The sequence below is a fragment of the Paraburkholderia sediminicola genome (assembly GCF_046027825.1).
In the GTDB taxonomy this organism is placed as follows: Bacteria; Pseudomonadota; Gammaproteobacteria; order Burkholderiales; family Burkholderiaceae; genus Paraburkholderia; species Paraburkholderia sediminicola_D.
Window position 1 is genome coordinate 48,957 of sequence record NZ_JAQQDU010000025.1, and the last position, 20,009, is coordinate 68,965.

Annotated in this window: 19 protein-coding genes; 18 read left to right on the forward strand and 1 reads right to left on the reverse strand. The window is 62.5% G+C overall.

Annotated features, from left to right (window positions below; all coding sequences use genetic code 11):
- The first annotated feature begins 3 nt into the window (after positions 1-3).
- The 4 genes from PQQ96_RS15935 (at position 4) to PQQ96_RS15950 (ending at position 3,632) form a co-directional block, all read left to right on the forward strand.
- A complete protein-coding gene (locus PQQ96_RS15935) occupies positions 4-615 on the forward strand; it encodes a class I SAM-dependent methyltransferase (RefSeq protein ID WP_408293410.1) in 612 nt (203 codons plus the stop codon).
- Positions 616-658: 43 nt separating this feature from the next.
- Positions 659-1,573 (forward strand): 4-hydroxy-tetrahydrodipicolinate synthase, encoded by a 915-nt coding sequence (dapA, locus tag PQQ96_RS15940; protein WP_074282952.1) that lies wholly within the window; start codon positions 659-661, stop codon positions 1,571-1,573.
- 138 nt (positions 1,574-1,711) lie between these two features.
- Positions 1,712-2,851 (forward strand): NlpB/DapX family lipoprotein, encoded by a 1,140-nt coding sequence (bamC, locus tag PQQ96_RS15945; protein WP_408293413.1) that lies wholly within the window; start codon positions 1,712-1,714, stop codon positions 2,849-2,851.
- Between the two features lie 7 nt (positions 2,852-2,858).
- Complete coding sequence (locus PQQ96_RS15950) at positions 2,859-3,632, forward strand: MBL fold metallo-hydrolase (protein WP_408293415.1); 774 nt, start codon at positions 2,859-2,861, stop codon at positions 3,630-3,632.
- 162 nt (positions 3,633-3,794) lie between these two features.
- Here the strand turns inward: PQQ96_RS15950 and PQQ96_RS15955 are convergent, their stop codons facing one another.
- A complete protein-coding gene (locus PQQ96_RS15955) occupies positions 3,795-4,493 on the reverse strand; it encodes a Bax inhibitor-1/YccA family protein (RefSeq protein ID WP_054038214.1) in 699 nt (232 codons plus the stop codon).
- A gap of 311 nt (positions 4,494-4,804) precedes the next feature.
- Here PQQ96_RS15955 and ndk point away from each other — a divergent pair, with 311 nt between their 5' ends.
- The 14 genes from ndk (at position 4,805) to PQQ96_RS16025 (ending at position 19,950) form a co-directional block, all read left to right on the forward strand.
- Positions 4,805-5,230 (forward strand): nucleoside-diphosphate kinase, encoded by a 426-nt coding sequence (ndk, locus tag PQQ96_RS15960; protein ID WP_012433533.1) that lies wholly within the window; start codon positions 4,805-4,807, stop codon positions 5,228-5,230.
- A gap of 171 nt (positions 5,231-5,401) precedes the next feature.
- On the forward strand, positions 5,402-6,553 hold the full coding sequence (rlmN, locus tag PQQ96_RS15965; protein ID WP_408293418.1) for a dual-specificity RNA methyltransferase RlmN: 1,152 nt from the start codon (positions 5,402-5,404) through the stop codon (positions 6,551-6,553).
- Positions 6,554-6,771: 218 nt separating this feature from the next.
- Positions 6,772-7,917, forward strand: coding sequence for a helix-turn-helix domain-containing protein (locus PQQ96_RS15970; protein WP_408293420.1), 1,146 nt, complete (start codon positions 6,772-6,774; stop codon positions 7,915-7,917).
- 86 nt (positions 7,918-8,003) lie between these two features.
- Entirely contained in the window at positions 8,004-9,320 is a 1,317-nt protein-coding gene (ispG, locus tag PQQ96_RS15975) for a flavodoxin-dependent (E)-4-hydroxy-3-methylbut-2-enyl-diphosphate synthase (protein WP_408293423.1), read from the forward strand.
- Between the two features lie 20 nt (positions 9,321-9,340).
- Positions 9,341-10,681, forward strand: coding sequence for a histidine--tRNA ligase (gene hisS / locus PQQ96_RS15980; RefSeq protein ID WP_408293426.1), 1,341 nt, complete (start codon positions 9,341-9,343; stop codon positions 10,679-10,681).
- Between the two features lie 66 nt (positions 10,682-10,747).
- The gene (locus PQQ96_RS15985) at positions 10,748-11,377 is read left to right on the forward strand and encodes a YfgM family protein (RefSeq protein ID WP_408293429.1); all 630 of its coding nucleotides are present in this window, start codon (positions 10,748-10,750) and stop codon (positions 11,375-11,377) included.
- A gap of 75 nt (positions 11,378-11,452) precedes the next feature.
- Entirely contained in the window at positions 11,453-12,598 is a 1,146-nt protein-coding gene (gene bamB, locus PQQ96_RS15990) for an outer membrane protein assembly factor BamB (RefSeq protein ID WP_408293488.1), read from the forward strand.
- A 440-nt stretch (positions 12,599-13,038) separates the two neighbouring features.
- Positions 13,039-14,376 carry a ribosome biogenesis GTPase Der gene (gene der / locus PQQ96_RS15995; protein ID WP_408293432.1) on the forward strand — a complete coding sequence of 446 codons (1,338 nt, stop codon included), beginning with the start codon at positions 13,039-13,041 and terminating at the stop codon, positions 14,374-14,376.
- A 153-nt stretch (positions 14,377-14,529) separates the two neighbouring features.
- On the forward strand, positions 14,530-14,766 hold the full coding sequence (hfq, locus tag PQQ96_RS16000) for an RNA chaperone Hfq (protein ID WP_006051315.1): 237 nt from the start codon (positions 14,530-14,532) through the stop codon (positions 14,764-14,766).
- A 30-nt stretch (positions 14,767-14,796) separates the two neighbouring features.
- On the forward strand, positions 14,797-16,011 hold the full coding sequence (hflX, locus tag PQQ96_RS16005) for a GTPase HflX (RefSeq protein ID WP_325047341.1): 1,215 nt from the start codon (positions 14,797-14,799) through the stop codon (positions 16,009-16,011).
- A gap of 49 nt (positions 16,012-16,060) precedes the next feature.
- On the forward strand, positions 16,061-17,434 hold the full coding sequence (gene hflK / locus PQQ96_RS16010) for an FtsH protease activity modulator HflK (protein WP_408293435.1): 1,374 nt from the start codon (positions 16,061-16,063) through the stop codon (positions 17,432-17,434).
- A gap of 12 nt (positions 17,435-17,446) precedes the next feature.
- Positions 17,447-18,349: a protease modulator HflC gene (gene hflC, locus PQQ96_RS16015; protein WP_408293438.1), complete on the forward strand. Its 903-nt coding sequence runs from the start codon at positions 17,447-17,449 to the stop codon at positions 18,347-18,349.
- A 44-nt stretch (positions 18,350-18,393) separates the two neighbouring features.
- Positions 18,394-18,585: a DUF2065 domain-containing protein gene (locus tag PQQ96_RS16020; RefSeq protein ID WP_054041860.1), complete on the forward strand. Its 192-nt coding sequence runs from the start codon at positions 18,394-18,396 to the stop codon at positions 18,583-18,585.
- Positions 18,586-18,798: 213 nt separating this feature from the next.
- On the forward strand, positions 18,799-19,950 hold the full coding sequence (locus PQQ96_RS16025) for an ATP phosphoribosyltransferase regulatory subunit (RefSeq protein WP_408293441.1): 1,152 nt from the start codon (positions 18,799-18,801) through the stop codon (positions 19,948-19,950).
- The last annotated feature ends 59 nt before the right edge of the window (positions 19,951-20,009 follow it).

A 20,009-nucleotide genomic window follows, 5' to 3' on the forward strand; every position in this document is an offset into this window, starting at 1 on the left:
GCAATGAGTACCCCCGTTACCCTGCCGGACGGTTCCTCGCACGGAAACGGCGAGCCGTCGCGCTGGGTGCGCCACTGGGCGCATCTGGTCGCGGCCGGCGGCGCGGTGCTCGACGTGGCGTCGGGGGCGGGGCGGCATGCGCGGTTCTTTGCCTCGCTGGGTCATCCGGTGACCGCGCTCGACCGCAATGCGGCAGCGCTGGACGCCATGCGTGACGAGCCGCTCGTCACCACGCTCGTGGCTGATATCGAAGGCGCCGACTGGCCCTTGGCCGCCGACGCGAAATTCGCCGCGGTCGTGGTCACGAACTATCTGCACCGGCCCCTGTTTCCGCAGCTTTTGCGCTCGCTTGCCCCCGGCGGCGTACTGGTTTACGAGACCTTCGCACAAGGCAACGAAAGCGTCGGCAAACCGTCTAATCCGGCGTTTTTGCTCGCGCCCGGCGAGCTGCTCGACGTGGTGCGCGGCCACCTGCGTGTGGTCGCATTTCAAGACGGATTTCTCGCGCAGCCGCGCCCGGCTTACGTCCAGCGGATATGCGCAATTATGGAGGCGGATCGCTCAGCCGAGCGCGCAGAGGCGGCACCCCCGCCTTGTTACGAGCTGGCTGGGTAATCCGCTACAATCGCGGTTTACCTGATCAAATTCATGGCGTTTCATGACTAACGGCAATCAAAGCAGCACTGGCGGCGTTCAGATTCGCGGCAGCATCCCTGCCATCATTACTCCGATGCTTGAAGACGGCAGCCTCGATCTGCCGGCGTTTCGCAAACTGATCGACTGGCACATCGCAGAGGGCACGGACGCCCTCGTCGTGGTCGGCACGAGCGGCGAGTCGGCCACGCTGTCGGTCGAAGAACACGTGCTGATGGTCAAAACCGCAGTCGAGCACACAGCGGGCCGGATTCCGGTGATCGCGGGCTCGGGCGGCAATTCCACCACGGAAGCCATCGAACTCACCCAGCAGGCTAAGGAAGTCGGCGCGGACGCCACGCTGCAGGTCGTGCCGTACTACAACAAGCCGACCCAGGAAGGCATCTATCGCCACTTTGCGAAGATCGCCGAAACCGTCGATCTGCCGGTGATCCTGTACAACGTGCCGGGCCGTACGGTCGCGGACATGAGCAACGATACGATTCTGCGTTGCGCGCAGGTGCCGGGCATCATTGGTGTGAAGGAAGCGACGGGCAACATCGATCGCGCCGCGCACCTGATCAAGTCGGCGCCCGCGCATTTCGGCATTTACAGCGGTGACGATCCCACCGCGATCGCGCTGATGCTGCTCGGCGGCCACGGCAATATTTCGGTCACCGCAAACGTCGCGCCGCGCGCGATGAGCGATCTGTGCAAAGCGGCGCTTGCAGCGGACGCAAAGACCGCCCGCGAGATTCATTTGAAACTCCTGTCGCTGCATAAGAACCTGTTCATCGAGTCGAATCCGATTCCTGCGAAATGGGCGTTGCAGCAACTGGGTCGTGTGCAGGGCGGAATCCGCCTGCCGCTCACGCCGCTCGACGCGCAATACCACGAAGTGGTGCGCGGCGCGCTGCGCGAAGCGGGTCTGCTGGGCTAAGCCGGGCCCGACCCAGCCCCCCACAGCCCCCAGCGTTATTGAAAGCCTGTCACCGGCACTCCCTTAACCGACGTCGATCCAGCCCACGTTCCCGGCACACAGAACCAGGCACCGCGTTCCAGCATCACGAAGGACCTCATGAAACGTTCCGCACTTTCCCTCCACGCAACCCGCATGGCGGCGCTGGCGCTTGCCCTGGTAACGCTCGCCGGCTGTGACACGCTGAACGACTGGTTCGCCTCCGACCGCGTCAACTACAAGGGCGCAGGCAGCGCGCCGCCGCTCGCCGTTCCGGGCGATCTGACCACCACGCAGACCGATCAGCGCTACGTGGCGCCGCCGGCCAATCTGGCGCTGGGCGGCTCGCCGCAACGCGCGGTTACCGCAGCGGGCAATGCCACGGAAGGCCAGCCGAATGCGCAAGATCCGCTGGGCATGCACGTCGAGCGTGACGGCGATCGTCGCTGGCTGGTCGTCGACGGCCGCACGCCGGAACAACTGTGGCCGCAGTTGCAGGAATTCTGGCAGGAAAACGGCTTCGCACTGAAAACCGATGCGCCTGCCACCGGCATCATGAACACCGACTGGGCTGAAAACCGCGCCAATATTCCGGACGACTGGTTCCGTCGCACGGTCGGTAAGGTGATTGACTTCGCTTACTCGTCGGGCACCCGTGACAGCTTCCGCACGCTCGTGTCGCGCGGTCCGGCTGACACCACGGACATCTCGATCACGCATAGCGCGATGGAAGAAATGCTGACCGGGCAGGACAAGACGTCGTCGCGCTGGGAAGAGCGTCCGCGCGATCCGGCGCTGGAAGCGCTGTTCCTGGCCAAGCTGATGCAGAAGTTCGGCCTGACCGACGCGCAGTCGAAGCAACTTCTGACCGATGCCCGCCCGGCCACCGCACCGGCCACGATCGATCAGAGCGCGGGTGCCGCGACGCTCGACCTGCAGGAATCGTTCGACCGCGCATGGTTGCGTGTGGGTCTCGCGCTTGACCGCACCAACTTTACCGTCGACAACCGTGACCGCGCGAAAGGCATCTACTACGTGCGTTACGCTGACTCGATGCAGGAGCTGAAGAAGGAAGGGCTGTTCGGCAAGCTGTTCTACAGCAGCAATTCGTCGAAGAAGCCGGGTCAGGAATTCCTCGTCAATGTGCGCTCGAAGGGTGACACCGTGACGCAGGTGGCAGTGGTGGATTCGAACGGGCAGGTGGATAACTCGTCCGATGCGCAGCGCATCGTGACGTTGCTGCACGCCCAACTGAACTAAGCGAGCTGTGCGCTTCGCCAGTCTCGGCAGCGGCAGTGAAGGCAATGCCTTGCTGGTGGAAGCGCAAAGCGGCGCGACCACCACGCGCGTTCTGCTTGATTGTGGCTTTTCGGCCAAGGAAGTCGAGCGGCGTCTAACGCGGCTCGGCGCGGGGGTCGAAGGTCTCGACGCCATTCTGATTACACATGAACACAGCGACCACATTGGCAGCGCGCTGACGCTGGCGCGCAAGTGGTCGATTCCGTTGTACATGAGCTGGGGCACCGCCCGCGCGGTGGGTGCCGATGAGGCCGACGTCGACCTGCAGGTGTTGTGGGGCGACGAAGCGGTGGCGATCGGCGACCTCAGCATCCTCCCTTACACCGTTCCTCACGACGCCCGCGAGCCGCTGCAATACGTGCTCTCCAATGGCGCGAGCCGGCTTGGCGTGCTGACCGACGTCGGCACCTCCACGCCGCACATCAGCGCGGTGTTGAGCGGCTGCGACGCGCTGGTGCTCGAATGCAATCATGATGTGCGGATGCTGGCGGGTAGCCGGTATCCCCAATCGCTGAAGGCGCGCATCGGCGGCAATCATGGGCATCTGAACAACGAGGCGGCGGCTGAAATCCTGGCCTCACTCGACCGTTCGCGCTTGCGCCATCTGGTGGCCGCGCATCTGAGCCAGCAGAACAACTCGCCGGAGCTGGCGCAGGCTGCCATGGCGGGTGTGCTGGGTTCGGCGCCGACCGAAGTGGTGGTCGCGTCTCAGGATGAAGGCTTCGCCTGGTTGAGCTTGTGATCCGTCTCTAATGATCTGGCGTCGCCTTGTGCAGCCGCGATTGACGGCCGGCCGGGCGCAACGGCGGTGCAATGAAAAAGCCCATGACGATTGCTCGCCATGGGCTTTTTCTTTAAGGCCGGCATATCGGGCGCCGCGGGGTGCCCGTGCCTTGCGTCAGACTTAGTTGCGGTTGCCGCCGAAGATGCCGAGCAGCGCGAGCAGGTTGACGAACACGTTGTACAGATCCAGATAGATCGCGAGGGTGGCGGTGATGTAATTCGTCTCACCACCGTTCACGACGCGCTGGACGTCGAACAGCATGTAGGCCGAGAAGATCACGATGGCCAGCACCGACACCGTCAGCATCAACGCGGGCAGGTGCAGGAACACGTTCGCGACCGAAGCCAGCAGCAGCACGATCACGCCCATGAACAGCCACTTGCCGAGACCCGAGAAGTCACGCTTGCTGACCGTGGCGATCGTTGCCATGGAGGCGAAGATCACACCAGTGCCACCGAAGGCGAGCATGATCAGTGACGGGCCGTTCGAAAAACCGAGCACAAAGCTCAGGATGCGCGACAGCATCAGGCCCATGAAGAACGTGAAGCCGAGCAGCACGAATACGCCGATGGCGCTGTCTTTCGTTTTCTGGATGGCGAACATGAAGCCGAAGGCGATCGCGAAGAACGCCAACATGCTCATGCCCGGGCTGGTGGCGGCGAACAGCGAGAAACCGGTGGCTACGCCTACCCAGGCGCCGAGCACTGTCGGAATCATGGACAGCGCGAGCAGCCAGTAGGTGTTCCGTAGTACGCGGTTGCGCGTTTCGACCGTGCTAACCGCGCCATTGCGGCCAAAGCTATACGGATGATCGTTCATGGTCTCTCCTTACCTCAGAAGCGTGTTGCGTAATGGTTGTGCGGCGGGTTGTGTAGCGGGCTGTGCGTCGGGATGTACGGCGCTGGCCGGGATTTATGCCGCCAGTCGCAGGGTGTTCATCCCTAAGATTGGCGCGGTGGCCGGGAGTTTCAATACCCAGAAAAAGTCCACACGGCCTACGCTACCAGTATTCGGAAACTCCTGCTTGGAGTCTTTCAATGCTGTAAGGGTTCAATCGCAATCATACACGGGAACATGCTACAATAGCGGATTCATTTGAATCTGTAACCTCTTAATTTTTTGGAGTTTTTATGGCGATCGAACGCACCCTGTCGATTATCAAGCCGGACGCAGTGGCCAAGAACGTGATCGGTCAGATCTACAGCCGTTTCGAAAACGCTGGCCTGAAGATCGTGGCTTCGCGCATGGTCCATCTGTCGCGCGCTGACGCAGAGAAGTTCTACGCTGTGCACGCCGCACGCCCGTTCTTCAAGGACCTGGTTGATTTCATGATCTCGGGCCCGGTGGTCGTGCAAGCGCTGGAAGGCGAAAACGCGATCCTGAAGCACCGCGACCTGATGGGTGCAACGGACCCGAAGAAGGCAGAAAAGGGCACGATCCGCGCCGATTTCGCCGACAGCATCGACGCTAACGCGGTGCACGGTTCGGACGCTGCTGAAACGGCTGCCGTTGAAATCGCGTTCTTCTTCCCGCAAGTGAACGTTTACTCGCGTTAAGCGGGTTTGGACGGGTTTGATTCGTGCGCAGCCGTTGGATTTGTCGCACGAATCCGCACGAACAGCCCGGCAAAGTAGTAAGGTAAAGCAGCAGGAATGGGCGCGAACGGCATTGCGTTCATGCAGCTTGTTGCATGAACGCAGTCTCGCACTGAAATGGCAGGATTCGATATGACGAGCAGTCCCACCGTCAACCTTCTCGACCTCGACGCCCAAGGGCTTGTCGCCTACTGCGGCAGCCTGGGCGAGAAGCCGTTTCGCGCCAAGCAATTGCAGCGCTGGATTCATCAGTACAACGCTGCCGACTTCGACGGCATGACCGATCTGGCGAAGTCCTTGCGCGAAAAGCTCAAAGGGCGCGCAACGATCACGATGCCTGGCATCGTCAGTGACAATATCTCGACCGACGGCACACGCAAGTGGCTGATCGACGTCGGCAACAGCAACGCGGTTGAAACCGTTTATATCCCCGAAGAAACGCGTGGCACGCTGTGCGTGTCGTCGCAGGCCGGGTGCGCGGTCAACTGCCGTTTCTGTTCGACCGGCAAACAGGGTTTCTCCCGCAATCTGACCACCGGCGAAATCATTGGCCAGCTGCGCATGGCCGAGTTCGCGCTGCGCGCGACGCGCGGCACGGACGGCGGGCGCGCCACGGGTGGTGACGGGAAAGGCGAGCGCGTCGTCACGAATGTGGTGATGATGGGCATGGGCGAGCCGCTGCTCAATTACGACGCGGTGGTGCCGGCCATGCGCCTGATGCTGGACGACAACGCGTACGGCCTGTCGCGCCGGCGCGTCACGCTGTCCACCTCGGGCGTGGTGCCGATGATGGACCGGCTCGGCGCCGATCTGCCGGTGGCGCTCGCGGTATCGTTGCATGCGCCGAGCGACCCGCTGCGCGACATGCTGGTGCCGCTGAACAAGAAGTATCCGCTGCGCGAATTGATGGCTGCCTGTCAGCGCTATCTGAAGGTTGCGCCGCGCGATTTCATTACGTTCGAATATTGCATGCTCGACGGCGTGAACGACAGCGAAGCGCAAGCGCGCGAACTGCTGGCCGTCACGCGCGACGTACCGTGCAAGTTCAACCTGATTCCGTTCAATCCGTTCCCCGAGTCGGGCCTCATCCGCTCGAAGCCGGAACAGATCAAGCGGTTTGCACAAGTGTTGATGGACGCAGGCGTCGTCACCACAGTGCGCAAAACACGCGGCGATGATATCGACGCTGCCTGCGGTCAGTTGGCCGGTGCGGTGAAAGACCGCACGCGCCTTGCTGAGCGCACCGGGAAGGCGGCAAAGGTGATCGAGGTTCGCGCCGTGTAATCGCGGCAGGCGGCAAGGGCGAGGGCGTTCGGTGGGTGGTATTGCGAACGCGCGAAATCTTTCCGAACCTGCAGCGATTGAAAAGAAAGTTTGCAGAAGCGATCGGAAGCGGCACACAAGGCCGCGCATTTTGTTATAAACGGTCTGCGATTCGGGCGTGAGGCTTTGGCCCGTCCGGGTTGCACAAGTGAAAAAGAATCGACGCGAAAGGATTTGGGATGAGTGAGCCGCAGCACCCGCAGCCGCATGACACAGACACAAACGAAGGCCACCCGGCGCCGGCCGCACGGGCGGTGGTGCAGCCTGTTGTGCAGCCGGGCCTGACGGGTTTGGATTCCCTGGCAGCGGTTGGCGCGCGCTTGACCCAATTGCGTGAATCGAAAGGCTGGACGATCGAAGATGTGTCGGCACGCCTGAAGGTGTCTGTCACCAAGTTGCGTGCGCTCGAATCGGGTGACATCAGCCATTTGCCGGACACGACCTTTGCACTCGGCGTGGTGCGCAGCTACGCGAAGATGCTCGGCGCCGATCCCACGCCGTTCACGCAGGCTTTGCGCCGCGAGAAGGGCGTGCCGGCGCCGGATCTGTCGATGCCGGCTTCGTCCGGCAGGGATTTGCCGCGTGGCCGCGTGTCGCTGTCGCTCGGTGGTAGCGGGCAAAAGAGCCGCTCCTGGTTATGGGGCATTGCGGCGGTGATCGTCGCGGTGATCGCGCTCGGCATGTGGCACACCAATGGCGGTGATTCGTCGGCGTGGCTTGCGCGGTTGAAGGCGAGCGCGAGCGGCGCCCCGGGTGGCGCGACCGGTGCATCGGGCGCAGTGGCGGTGGCGCAAGGTCAAGCGGCAGGTTCCGAGGCAACCGCGGAAGACGCTGCTTCAGCACCGGAAACGCAGGCTGCAGCGGATAACGCAGCGTCGGCTACGCCGATGCCCGCGCCGCTGGCGACCGGAGCGGCGCCGTCTTCTGCTCCGGAGGTCACGGCAGCAGCGGTCCCGCCGAAGGCAGGTTCGCAGGCCCAGGCTGCGGCGCAAGGCGCTAGCGCGCCGGTGGTCGCAGCGATTGGCGCATCGGCCGTGGCGGATACGGCAACGGCGGCAACCGCGGCGCCGGCCGCGGGTGAGGCGATCATCGCGTTGCGCGTGACACAGGACAGCTGGTTCAGCGTGCGTGGCAAGGATGGCAAGGAGGTGTTCTCCGGCCTCGTGCACGCAGGCGATACGAAGGAAGTGACGGGCGCGGGCCCTTTCAAGGTCACGATCGGCAACAAGGCAGGTCTCGAGTCGCTTACGCTCGATGGCCAGCCAGTCGATCCGTCGAAATATTCGGCAGCCAAGGGTAACGTGGCACGCTTCGCGCTGCCTTGATAGATACGGTATGCGTCGCGGCCAACCGGGTCGCGACGCTTTTTCAATTCAGGCGCTACGTCTTTTGTGTGGCGCATGCGGCGTAAATGGGTTTTTCGATGCAATCCGAAGCTCAATCCCAATCCAGTAGCAAGATCGTTTCAAACGAGCCGGTGTTCGGCGGGCACGCCGCGCGGCGCAAGTCGCACGCGGTCGATGTCCGTTGGGGCGGCCAGCTCGTCACGATCGGTGGCGATGCGCCCGTGCGCGTCCAGTCGATGACCAACACCGACACCGCGGATGCGATCGGTACGGCGATCCAGATCAAGGAGCTGGCGCAAGCCGGCTCGGAACTGGTGCGTATCACGGTCAACACGCCGGAAGCGGCGGCGGCTGTGCCGGCTGTTCGCGAGCAGCTCGACCGCATGGGCGTGTCGGTGCCGCTGGTCGGCGATTTTCATTACAACGGCCATTTGCTGCTGCGTGATTACCCCGCGTGCGCGGAGTCGCTGTCGAAGTACCGGATCAATCCGGGCAATGTCGGCCACGGCGCGAAGCGCGACACGCAGTTCGCGCAGATGATCGAAGCAGCCGTGAAGTACGACAAGCCGGTGCGGATCGGCGTCAACTGGGGCAGCCTCGACCAGGACCTGCTCGCGAAAATGATGGACGAAAACGCCGCGCGTTCCACACCGTGGGAAGCGCAGAGCGTAATGTACGAAGCGCTGATCCAGTCGGCGATCGGCTCGGCGGAACGTGCAGTCGAGATCGGCCTCCCGCGCAACAAGATCATTCTGTCGTGCAAGGTCAGCGGCGTGCAGGATCTGATCGCGGTGTATCGTGAACTCGCGCAGCGTTGCGAATTCGCGCTGCACCTCGGTTTGACCGAAGCGGGTATGGGTTCAAAAGGCATCGTGGCGTCGACCGCTGCGTTGTCGGTGCTGCTGCAGCAAGGTATTGGCGACACGATCCGTATCTCGCTGACGCCGGAGCCGGGTGGCCCGCGAACAGGCGAAGTGATCGTCGGTCAGGAAATTTTGCAGACCATGGGTCTGCGCTCGTTCACGCCGATGGTGATCGCGTGCCCGGGTTGCGGCCGCACGACCAGCACGCTGTTCCAGGAACTTGCGTCGCAAATCCAGACCTATCTGCGTACGCAGATGCCGGTGTGGCGCGATCAGTATCCTGGCGTCGAGAAGATGCACGTCGCGGTGATGGGCTGCATCGTCAACGGTCCGGGCGAATCGAAGCAGGCGAACATTGGCATCAGCTTGCCGGGTTCGGGCGAAAATCCGGCCGCGCCGGTGTTTATCGACGGCGAGAAGGTCAAGACACTGCGCGGCGAGAATATCGCGCAAGAATTCCAGCAAATCGTGAGTGACTACGTCGAGCGCCGCTATGGCCGCGCCGAAGCACTCAACTAAAAACCGTCAATCGAAGACAGATGACTGAACAGAAGAAAAAGCTCGAAAAATTGTCCGGTGTGAAGGGCATGAACGACATCCTTCCGCAGGAAGCCGGGCTGTGGGAGTTTTTCGAAACGACCGTCAAGTCGATGCTGCGTTCGTACGGATACCAGAATATTCGTACGCCGATCATCGAGCATACGCAGTTGTTCAAGCGCGGTATCGGTGAGGTGACCGACATCGTCGAGAAAGAGATGTACAGCTTTACCGACGCGTTGAACGGCGAAAATCTGACGATGCGCCCGGAAAACACGGCGGCTGTCGTGCGCTCGGTGATCGAGCACAATATGCTGTACGACGGTCCGAAGCGGCTGTGGTACATCGGCCCGATGTTCCGTCACGAGCGTCCGCAGCGCGGCCGCTACCGGCAGTTCCATCAGGTCGGCGTGGAAGCCCTGGGCTTCGCCGGTCCGGATGCCGACGCTGAAATCATCATGATGTGCCAGCGTTTGTGGCACGACCTTGGGCTTATCGGCATCAAGCTCGAACTCAATTCGCTGGGTCTCGCGGAAGAGCGCGCGGCGCATCGCGTCGAGTTGATCGCGTACCTCGAAAAGCACATGGACGTGCTCGATGAAGAGGCGAAGCGCCGTCTGTACACGAACCCGCTGCGCGTGCTCGACACGAAGAATCCGGCGATGCAGGAAGTCGCGCAGAACGCGCCGAAGCTGATCGATTTTCTCGGCGAAGAATCGCGCGCGCACTTCGAAGGTCTGCAGCGCATTCTGAAGGCGAACAACATTCCGTTCACGATCAATCCGCGTCTCGTGCGCGGTCTCGATTATTACAATCTGACCGTGTTCGAATGGGTGACCGACAAGCTGGGCGCGCAAGGCACGGTCGCGGCCGGCGGCCGTTACGATCCGCTGATCGAACAGCTTGGCGGCAAGCCGACGGGCGCGTGCGGCTGGGCCATGGGTGTCGAACGTATCCTCGAGTTGCTGAAAGAAGAGCAGCTCGTGCCGGAAGACGAAGGTTGCGACGTGTACGTGGTCCATCAGGGCGACGCGGCACGCGAACAGGCCTTTATCATCGCCGAGCGCTTGCGCGACACCGGCCTCGACGTGATCCTGCATTGCAGCGCGGACGGTCAGACGGCGAGCTTCAAGTCGCAGATGAAGCGCGCTGACGCCAGTGGTGCGGCATTCGCGGTGATCCTCGGCGAAGACGAGATTGCCAACGGTACGGTCGGCGTCAAGCCACTGCGCGATACAGGCGCTAACGGCGGTAAGAGCGAGCAACATAACGTGCCCGCCGAAGACTTGACCGAATTTCTAATCAATGCGATGGTTGCAACCGCCGAAGACGGCGACGACTGATCGCTATGTCGTCGAGCCCCTTGGCTCGACACGCACACGTATCAAGAAAGAGGAAATCGCCGGGCGATGAGTTACCACGACGAACAAGAATCGATTGAAAGTCTGAAAGCATGGTGGACGCAGTGGGGTAATGCAACCACGTGGATCGTGCTGGTGGCGCTGGTCGCCGCAGCGGGCTGGAACGGCTGGAATTTCTGGCAACGGCGCCAGGCGGCGGAAGCCGCGGTGCTGTATGACCAGGTGCAGCAAGCTGTGGCATCGGGCGACAAGGCGAAGATCACGCGCGTCGCTACTGATATGGAAGACAAGTTCAGTAGCACCGCGTATGCACAGATGACCGCGCTGGGCGCTGCCAAGGCGCTGTACGCCGCGGGTGACGAAGGCGCAGCGAAGGCCCAGTTGCAATGGACCATCGATCACGCCAAAGACGACGAGTTCAAGCAGATCGCCAGGCTGCGTCTGGCTTCGCTGCTGCTCGACGACAAGGCTTACGACCAGGGTCTTGCACTGCTCGCCGAACCGCAGTCCGATGCGTTCAAGGGCATTGTGGCGAACGGCCGCGGTGACCTGCTCGCGGCTCAGGGCAAGCGTGACGATGCGCGCGCCGCCTACAAGCTTGCGCTCGACTCGCTGTCGCAAAACGATAGCTCGGCTCGCCAGTTGATTCAGTTCAAGCTGGACGCGCTGGGCGGCTAATTGCCGCATGCAGCGCGCCGCATGACACGACCAACCGGTCTCCTTTAATTGATTTCCTGAATGCTTCGTCCACCGATGAATCTGCTGAAACGTTACGCTGTGCCCGTTGCCTGTGCGATGACCGTCCTCACCATGGCGGCTTGCTCATCCACGAAAGACGAGCGCCGCGTGCCGACGCCGCTCACCGAGTTCAAACCCGTGCTCGACGTGCAGCAGGCATGGAAGGCCAGCGTGGGCAAGGCGGGTCGTTACCTGTTCTCGCCGGTTGCGGTCGGCAACGCGGTGTACGCAGCTGGCGCGAACGGCTCGGTTGCGAAGATCGACGCGCAAACCGGCCAGGATATCTGGCGCGTCAAGCTGCATGACGACCTGTCGGCAGGTGTCGGCAGCGACGGTACGCTCACGGCGGTCGGCGGCCTGAAGGGCGACGTCTACGTGCTCGGCGCGGACGGCAAGCAATTGTGGACCGCCAAGGCGCCTGGCGAAATCATCTCGCCGCCGCTGGTCGGCAACGGCCTCGTGGTGGTGCGCACGGTCGACGGTCAGATCGTCGCGTTCAATGCGCAGACCGGCGAGCAGAAGTGGAACTACCGCAACCGCGCGGTGCCGCTCAATCTGCGCGTCTCGTCGGGCATGACGTTCGCGGGTGACGCGGCCGTGCTGGCAGGCTTCCCGGGTGGCGCGTTCGCCGCGATCAACCTGCAGACCGGCGACAACTACTGGCAAACGCCGGTGTCGTATCCGAAGGGCGTGACGGAAGTGGAGCGCATCAACGACGTGACGGGGCCGCCCACGCTGGTCGGTTCGGAAACCTGCGCGGTGACGTTCCAGGGCCAGATTGGCTGCTTCGATGCGAACTCGGGTCGCGCGGTGTGGGAAAAGGCGTTCTCGAGCACGAGCGGTCTGGCGCAGGATGACCGCGCCGTGGTGGCGGCCGACGACTGGTCGGTGGTGTCGGCGTTTGACGTCAGCAACGGCGCGCCGCTGTGGAAGAACGACAAGCTGAAGAACCGCGACCTCGGCGTCCCGTTCATCCTGGGCCACGCCGCCGTGCTGGGCGACTATCAGGGTTACGTGCACTTCCTGTCGCGCGACGACGGCACGCTCGTGGCCCGTGTGAAGACCGATGGTAGCCCGATTACCGCGGCGCCGGTGCTGGCCGGCGACACGCTGGTCGTGCAGACGCACGACGGCGACCTGTACGGCTACCGCCCGCGCTAATCGCGCAGGGCGTTGGTAGAGTCAGGCTTCGTCAAGCGTGCAGGCCGGCTTCGCCGGCCGCACGCGTTTTTGCTGTGCAGCAGATTTACTAGAAATATTCCGCCGGACTGGCTGGTCCGGCAAGTCGGATCAGAAACGGCCCATGTGGCCATGGGTGGCTGCTTGCGGCGCTACCTTCGACGCTATCGCCATCGATACTGCCGAGAATCGTATTGAATTTGGCGTGCGAGCCGTTGAGCAAGAAAGACTGAAACTGGCGGCCCAATGGCGCCGCCCCATACAGCCAAACCCCCCGTCCGCCCGGGTGCGCATATTGACAGCACATCCGGGGCTGGCCGAATTCGTGATAATTTTCGTCAAACGCTGCCGTGTAGCGGCCGCATGGCGTCGCTACGCGGGCGGTCGATTTCGATCCCGCGTTTCACCGTGAACAACATCTGATGAAACCCGTTATTGCCCTGGTTGGGCGCCCCAATGTGGGGAAATCCACGCTATTCAACCGCCTTACGCGTACGCGTGATGCGCTGGTTGCCGACCTGCCCGGTCTCACCCGCGATCGCCATTACGGCGAGGGGCGCGCCGGCGACCGGCCGTATCTGGTCGTCGATACTGGCGGCTTCGAGCCGGTCGCGAAAGACGGCATCCTGCACGAGATGGCGCGTCAAACCCGCCAGGCGGTCGAGGAATCGGACGTCGTCGTGTTCATCGTCGACGGCCGCAACGGTCTCGCGCCGCAGGACAAGACGATTGCCGACTACCTGCGCAAGACCGGCCGGCCGATCTTCCTCGTCGTCAACAAGGCGGAGGGGATGAAGTACAGCAATGTGGCCGCCGACTTTTACGAACTCGGTCTTGGCGACCCGCGCGCGATTTCGTCGGCACACGGCGACGGTGTCACCGAAATGATCAATGAGGCGCTGGCTGTCGCGTACGCCGGACAGCCGGAAGAGAGCGACGAGGAAAAACAGGCGCACGGCGTGAAGATCGCGATCGTCGGCCGGCCGAACGTCGGCAAGTCGACCTTGATCAACGCGCTGGTGGGCGAAGAGCGCGTGATTGCGTTCGATATGCCGGGCACCACGCGCGATTCGATCTACGTCGATTTCGAGCGTCAGGGCAAGCCCTACACGCTGATCGACACGGCTGGTTTGCGCCGCCGCGGCAAGGTGTTCGAAGCGATCGAGAAGTTCTCGGTGGTGAAGACACTGCAATCGATCTCGGACGCGAACGTCGTGATCCTGCTGCTCGACGCACAACAGGATATTTCCGAACAGGACGCGCACATTGCCGGTTTCGTGGTGGAGCAGGGCCGCGCGCTGGTGGTCGGCGTGAACAAGTGGGACGGGCTCGATTCGCATGTGCGCGAGCGCACCAAGGCGGACATCGAGCGCAAACTAAAATTTCTCGACTTCGCCAAATTCCACTTCATTTCCGCCGCGGAAAAGACCGGTATTGGCCCGTTGATGCGCTCGGTCGACGACGCTTACGCTGCCGCGATGGCCAAGCTGCCGACGCCGAAGCTGACGCGCGCGCTGATCGAGGCTGTGGAATTCCAGCAACCGCGCCGGCGCGGTCCAGTGCGCCCGAAACTGCGTTACGCGCACCAGGGCGGACAGAATCCGCCGATCATCGTGATTCACGGTAACGCGCTCGATGCGATCACCGAAACGTACAAACGCTACCTTGAAAACCGCTTCCGGGAAACTTTCAAGCTGACTGGGACTCCATTGCGCATAGAGTTCAGATCGTCGACGAACCCTTACGCGGATAAAGGCTAAATCCAGGCTGAAACCCGTGTGTGTGCTGGGTTTGGCCGCAAGGCCGGGCCTCTCGCGCAAAAATGAAAATCGGCTATAGTGTAGCGGTTGACGGCGGATCTCTTTTTCTTCGTCGTCAATTCAGTCAACCTGCAAAAAAATACGGAGTTTGCTATGAGCAACAAAGGGCAATTGTTACAAGACCCGTTTTTGAACGCACTGCGTAAAGAGCACGTGCCGGTGTCGATCTACTTGGTCAACGGCATCAAGCTTCAAGGGAACATCGAATCGTTCGACCAGTACGTCGTGTTGCTCAGGAATACGGTCACCCAGATGGTCTACAAGCACGCAATTTCGACTGTCGTGCCTGCCCGTCCGGTGAATTTCCACCCGGATTCCGAACAGTCCTAACCCCCGTCGCGGCCGGCGTAGCGTCGCCCGTTGGCGATTACTCCCGGCCGCCTCATTTTGATACCCTCCAATTTGATCAATGCAGCGCTTGTCGGCATCGACTTCGGTAAGATCGATTTCGAAGCCAGTCTCGAAGAACTCAGCCTGCTCGCGCAAAGCGCGGGCGCGAATCCCTTAGTCACCCTCACGGGGCGCCGATCCAGTCCCGATGCCAAGATGTTCGTTGGCAGCGGCAAGGCCGAAGAATTGCGTCTTGCGTGTGAGGCAAACGACATCGAACTCGTCATTTTTAATCACGCTCTGGCCCCTGCGCAGCAGCGCAATCTGGAGCAGGCGCTTAACCGCCGCGTGATCGATCGCACCAGCCTGATCCTCGATATTTTTGCGCAACGCGCCCGCAGCCATGAAGGCAAGCTGCAGGTGGAGCTCGCGCAGTTGCAGTATTTATCGACGCGGCTAATTCGCGCATGGACCCACCTTGAACGCCAGAAAGGCGGTATCGGTTTGCGCGGTCCGGGTGAAACGCAGCTCGAAACCGACCGCCGGTTGATCGGCGAGCGCATCAAGGCGCTCAAAACCCGCCTCGAAAAGCTGCGCCGTCAGCACGGCACGCAGCGCCGCGCGCGCAGCCGTAACCAGACCATGTCCGTCTCGCTGGTCGGTTACACGAATGCGGGCAAATCCACCCTTTTCAACGCGCTGACGAAGGCCCAGGCGTACGCCGCCGACCAGTTGTTCGCCACGCTGGATACCACGTCCCGCCGCGTCTATCTCGGCGACGAAGCCGGCCAGGTGGTGGTGTCCGACACGGTCGGTTTCATTCGCGAATTGCCTCACCAGCTGGTGGCGGCATTCCGCGCCACGCTCGAAGAAACCATCCACGCCGACCTGCTGCTGCATGTGGTCGATGCGTCGAGCGCCGTGCGCCTCGATCAGATCGATCAGGTGAACGAGGTGTTGCACGCAATCGGTGCGGATACGATCCGTCAGGTGCTGGTGTTTAACAAGATCGACGCCGTGCCGGAGTTGGCGGCCCGTGGCGACGCGGTCGAGCGGGATGAGTATGGTAATATTTCGCGCGTCTTTTTGAGCGCGCGCACGGGGCAAGGGCTGGACACATTGCGCGCTGCCATCGCTGAAATCGCTACTGCCGAACCTCTCTCCGATACGCAGGTCGATCTATCGGAAGAAGACCGGTCGGCAGCACCACGCGAGGACCGTAAGGTCTCAGAACTCGGGCACTGACCCGCTCCAATTGCACTGACCCGCTGTCTACTCTGGTGAACGAACACAGGTGAACGATTACAACGAGCGGAGTATCTGGTTGCGCATGCGCGCCATGCTTTCACTGAACGATCCGCGCTGGGGCCGGGGCGACGGCAATGGCGATCGCCAACGACCCAACGAACCCAAGCGTCCGCCGACCAAGGACGGTGAAGGTCCGCCCGATCTCGACGAGATGTGGCGCGATTTCAACCGCCGCTTGAGCCGGGTGTTCGGCCGCAAGGGCGGCGGTGCGGGTGGTGGCCGTCCGGACAATGGCCGCGGCGCGCGTATTGGCGTGGGCATCGTGATCGGGGTGCTGATCGCGATCTATCTCGGCAGCGGCGTGTTCGTCGTGCAGGATGGCCAGGCCGGCGTCGTGATGCAGTTCGGCAAATATCGCTACACCGCGGGGCAGGGTGTGCATTGGCGCCTGCCGTATCCGTTCGAAGCGCACGAACTCGTCAATATCGGCCAGATCCGCCAGGTGGAGATCGGCCGTAATAACGTGGTGCGTCTCGCCAACGTGAAAGACGCGTCGATGCTCACGCACGACGCCGATATCGTCGACGTGCGCTTTGCCGTGCAGTTCCAGGTGAGCAAGCCGACGGATTATCTCTTCCGCAGCGTCGATCCCGATCAGAGCGTGACGCAGGCCGCGCAGGCGGCGGTGCGCAGCATCGTCGGTGCGCGCAGCACCAACGACATCCTCTCTCAGGATCGCGAAACAATTCGCCAGCAACTGATGGCGGCGATTCAGCAATCCCTGGATGAAGACCAGTCCGGCCTCGCTGTGACCGGCGTCACGATCCAGGGCGTGCAGGTGCCCGACCAGGTGCAAGCCGCTTTCGACGACGCCGCCAAAGTGCGTCAGGACAACGAGCGCGCCAAGCGTGAAGCGCAGGCTTATGCCGCCGATTTGTTGCCGCGCGCGCAAGCCGACGTCGCGCGCCAGATCGACGAAGCGAAAACGTATAGCGACAAGACTGTGGCCCAGGCGCAAGGCGACGCTGATCGCTTCAAGCAGGTCTACGCGCAGTACTCGAAAGCGCCCGCTGTGATTCGCGAGCGCATGTACCTGGAAACCATGCAGCAGATCTATTCGAATACGACCAAGGTGTTTGTGGACAGCAAGAGCGGCAACAACGTGCTGTATCTGCCGCTCGACAAGCTGGTCGAGCAGACTCGCCAGCGCGTTGCCGACGCCGCTGCGGCCGCTTCCGGCGCTGCTGCTGCGTCGGGTGCTGCCGTGCCGCAAGCCGCGAGCAACGCAGCCGCGCCGTCCGCCGCTCCTTCCGCACCCGCCGCGGTCTCGACACCTGCCAGCCAGGCGGCCGCCAGCAGCGACGCACTGCGTTCACGCGACTCCTTCCGCAGCCGTATGCGCGAAGACGACGTTCAATAAGGAGCGCACACCATGAACAAGATCATTGCGCTCGTCGTTGCCTTAGTCATCGTGCTGTTCGCCGCATCGTCGATGGTATTCGTGGTCGACCAGCGGCACATGGCCGTGCTGTCATCGCATGGCGACACCGCGCCCGCCTTGCTCGGCCCCGGTCTGCACGTGAAGTTGCCGCCGCCGCTGCAAACGGTCACGCTGGTTGATAACCGCATCCAGTCGCTCGACGCTCCGGATGAAGATCGTTATGTCACGTCGGACAAAACCGATCTGCTGGCCAACCCGGTCATCAAATACCGTGTAACCGATCCGCTGAAACTGCTCGCCGAAACCAAGGGCGACGTGCAGAGCTTGCCGGACCGTCTGGCGTTGCTGTCGCGTAGTGCGCTTGGCGATGCGTTCGGCAAGGTCACGCTGACCGATGCGCTTGCGAAGCAACAAGCTGTTGCCGACGAAGCGCGTGGCGCGATGGACAAAGCCGCGGCATCGCTGGGCGTTTCGGTGCTCGACGTGCAACTCACGCGCGTCGATTTCCCGGCGGCGATGGCCGACACGGTCTACAAGCGGATGATCGCTGCACGCGAGCAGGCCGCAGCCGACGAACGTGCGAAGGGCACGGCCGAGGCCGACCAGATCAAGGCGGACGCGGTCAGCCAGCAACAGAAGATTCTCGCGGACGGCTATAGTCAGGCTCAGACCATCAAGGGCGAGGGCGATGCCAAGGGCGCGGAAATCGCGGCCGAGGCATACAACAGCGACCCGCAGTTCTACCAGTTCTATCAAAGCATGCAGGCGTACAAGAACACCTTCAAGCCGGGCGACGTGATTGTGGTCGACCCCAGCAACGAGTTCTTCCGCTTCATGCGTAGCCCGACCGGCGGCGCCGCCCCGGACGCTCCCGCGGCACCGCGCAAACACTGATAACCGGAAGGCCGCGGCATCCGCATCGCGGCCCCTTCATTCGCATGGACATAGCCGGCTCGTTACTGCTCGCGATCGCATTGATGCTGATTATCGAAGGGATGTTTCCCTTCGTTTTTCCGAGCGCCTGGCGCGACACGTTCCGTAAAATAGCGGAACGGCCGCCGCATCAGATTCGCGTTGGCGGGCTGGTCGTGATGGTGCTCGGGCTGATCCTGCTGTTTATCGTGACCTGAAGGGGCGCTGCGTAGCGCCCGTCGCTGCGCACGGCTGCGTTGGCGACCTACGTGGCAACAGCGAGCGTTCCGGCGCGGTCCAAGCTCGGCTGAGAGACTGCGAAGGGCAGTTCCGATGCCTGCTACAGCCGCCAGAATAGAGTCGTTGCCCGCCACTCACACTCACTTACCGGCGCACCTAGCTGCCGTGTTCAACGTCGTAGGACTGTATCGATGTCGACCTGGTTACTTCCCGAGAATATCGCCGACGTGCTGCCGTCGGAAGCCCGCAAGATCGAAGAGTTGCGGCGTCATTTGCTGGACCGTTTCCGCTCGTACGGCTACGAGATGGTGATGCCGCCGCTGCTCGAGTACATCGAGTCGCTGCTTACCGGCGGCGGGCACGATCTGAATCTGCGCACGTTCAAGCTCGTCGATCAGATGTCCGGGCGCACGCTCGGTCTGCGCGCCGACATTACGCCGCAGGTCGCGCGGATCGACGCGCACCTGTTGAATCGTCAGGGTGTGACGCGGCTTTGCTACGCCGGCAATGTTGCGCATACGCGTCCGCGCGGCTTGCATGCCACGCGTGAGCAGATCCAGATTGGCGCGGAAATCTACGGTCACGCCGGTCTCGAAGCGGATCTGGAAATCCAGCAGTTGATGCTCGACGCGCTGCGTCTGGCGGGGCTCACGAAAGTGCGGCTCGATTTGTGTCATGCAGGCGTGCTCGCCGCGTTGATCGAAGCGGAGCCTGCTGCGGCCGAACTGGGTCAATCGCTCTACGACGCGTTGGCCGGCAAGGATGTGCCGCGCCTCGTCGAGCTGACCGCCAATCTCACCCCGGTCACGCGGGACGCATTGCGCTCGCTCCCCACGCTTTACGGCGACGCGTCGGTGCTCGATGAAGCTCGTGCACGCCTGCCGAACGCACCGGCCATCGCCCGCGCGCTCGACGACCTCGCGTTTCTCGCAAGCCAGGTGGACGGCGCTGAAGTGATGATCGATCTGGCTGATTTGCGCGGCTACGCGTACCACAGCGGTGTGATGTTCTCGGCGTATGTCGACGGCGTGCCGAATGCGGTTGCGCGCGGCGGCCGTTATGACCATGTTGGCCAGGCCTACGGTCGTGCGCGCGCGGCTACCGGCTTCTCGCTCGATCTGCGCGAGGTCGCCCGGATTTCGCCCGTAGAAGCCCGCAGCAGCGCGATTCTTGCGCCGTGGCAGCACGACGAAGCGTTGCGCACCAGCGTCGCCGCGCTGCGTAACGCTGGTGAAATCGTGATCCAGGCGCTCCCTGGCCACGAGCACGATCTGGACGAATTCGCCTGCGACCGCGTGTTGGTCGAGCGCAACGGCGCGTGGGTCGTCGAACCCCGTCCTTGAGCACGAATAGATAGACCGCCTGAGGGGCATCCCAAGGGCATTTCAGAAGGCGTCCAAAG

What these genes read in the sequence shown, in the direction of transcription:
- rlmN (WP_408293418.1), top strand. Translation starts at nt 5,402, where the DNA reads ATGACGAGCAGTCCCACCGTCAACCTTCTCGACCTCGACGCCCAAGGG.
- hisS (WP_408293426.1), top strand. Translation starts at nt 9,341, where the DNA reads ATGACTGAACAGAAGAAAAAGCTCGAAAAATTGTCCGGTGTGAAGGGC.
- der (WP_408293432.1), top strand. Translation starts at nt 13,039, where the DNA reads ATGAAACCCGTTATTGCCCTGGTTGGGCGCCCCAATGTGGGGAAATCC.
- bamB (WP_408293488.1), top strand. Translation starts at nt 11,453, where the DNA reads ATGAATCTGCTGAAACGTTACGCTGTGCCCGTTGCCTGTGCGATGACC.
- PQQ96_RS15985 (WP_408293429.1), top strand. Translation starts at nt 10,748, where the DNA reads ATGAGTTACCACGACGAACAAGAATCGATTGAAAGTCTGAAAGCATGG.
- hflC (WP_408293438.1), top strand. Translation starts at nt 17,447, where the DNA reads ATGAACAAGATCATTGCGCTCGTCGTTGCCTTAGTCATCGTGCTGTTC.
- PQQ96_RS16020 (WP_054041860.1), top strand. Translation starts at nt 18,394, where the DNA reads ATGGACATAGCCGGCTCGTTACTGCTCGCGATCGCATTGATGCTGATT.
- hfq (WP_006051315.1), top strand. Translation starts at nt 14,530, where the DNA reads ATGAGCAACAAAGGGCAATTGTTACAAGACCCGTTTTTGAACGCACTG.
- ndk (WP_012433533.1), top strand. Translation starts at nt 4,805, where the DNA reads ATGGCGATCGAACGCACCCTGTCGATTATCAAGCCGGACGCAGTGGCC.
- PQQ96_RS15955 (WP_054038214.1), bottom strand. Translation starts at nt 4,493, where the DNA reads ATGAACGATCATCCGTATAGCTTTGGCCGCAATGGCGCGGTTAGCACG.
- PQQ96_RS16025 (WP_408293441.1), top strand. Translation starts at nt 18,799, where the DNA reads ATGTCGACCTGGTTACTTCCCGAGAATATCGCCGACGTGCTGCCGTCG.
- PQQ96_RS15970 (WP_408293420.1), top strand. Translation starts at nt 6,772, where the DNA reads ATGAGTGAGCCGCAGCACCCGCAGCCGCATGACACAGACACAAACGAA.
- PQQ96_RS15935 (WP_408293410.1), top strand. Translation starts at nt 4, where the DNA reads ATGAGTACCCCCGTTACCCTGCCGGACGGTTCCTCGCACGGAAACGGC.
- bamC (WP_408293413.1), top strand. Translation starts at nt 1,712, where the DNA reads ATGAAACGTTCCGCACTTTCCCTCCACGCAACCCGCATGGCGGCGCTG.
- dapA (WP_074282952.1), top strand. Translation starts at nt 659, where the DNA reads ATGACTAACGGCAATCAAAGCAGCACTGGCGGCGTTCAGATTCGCGGC.
- ispG (WP_408293423.1), top strand. Translation starts at nt 8,004, where the DNA reads ATGGGTTTTTCGATGCAATCCGAAGCTCAATCCCAATCCAGTAGCAAG.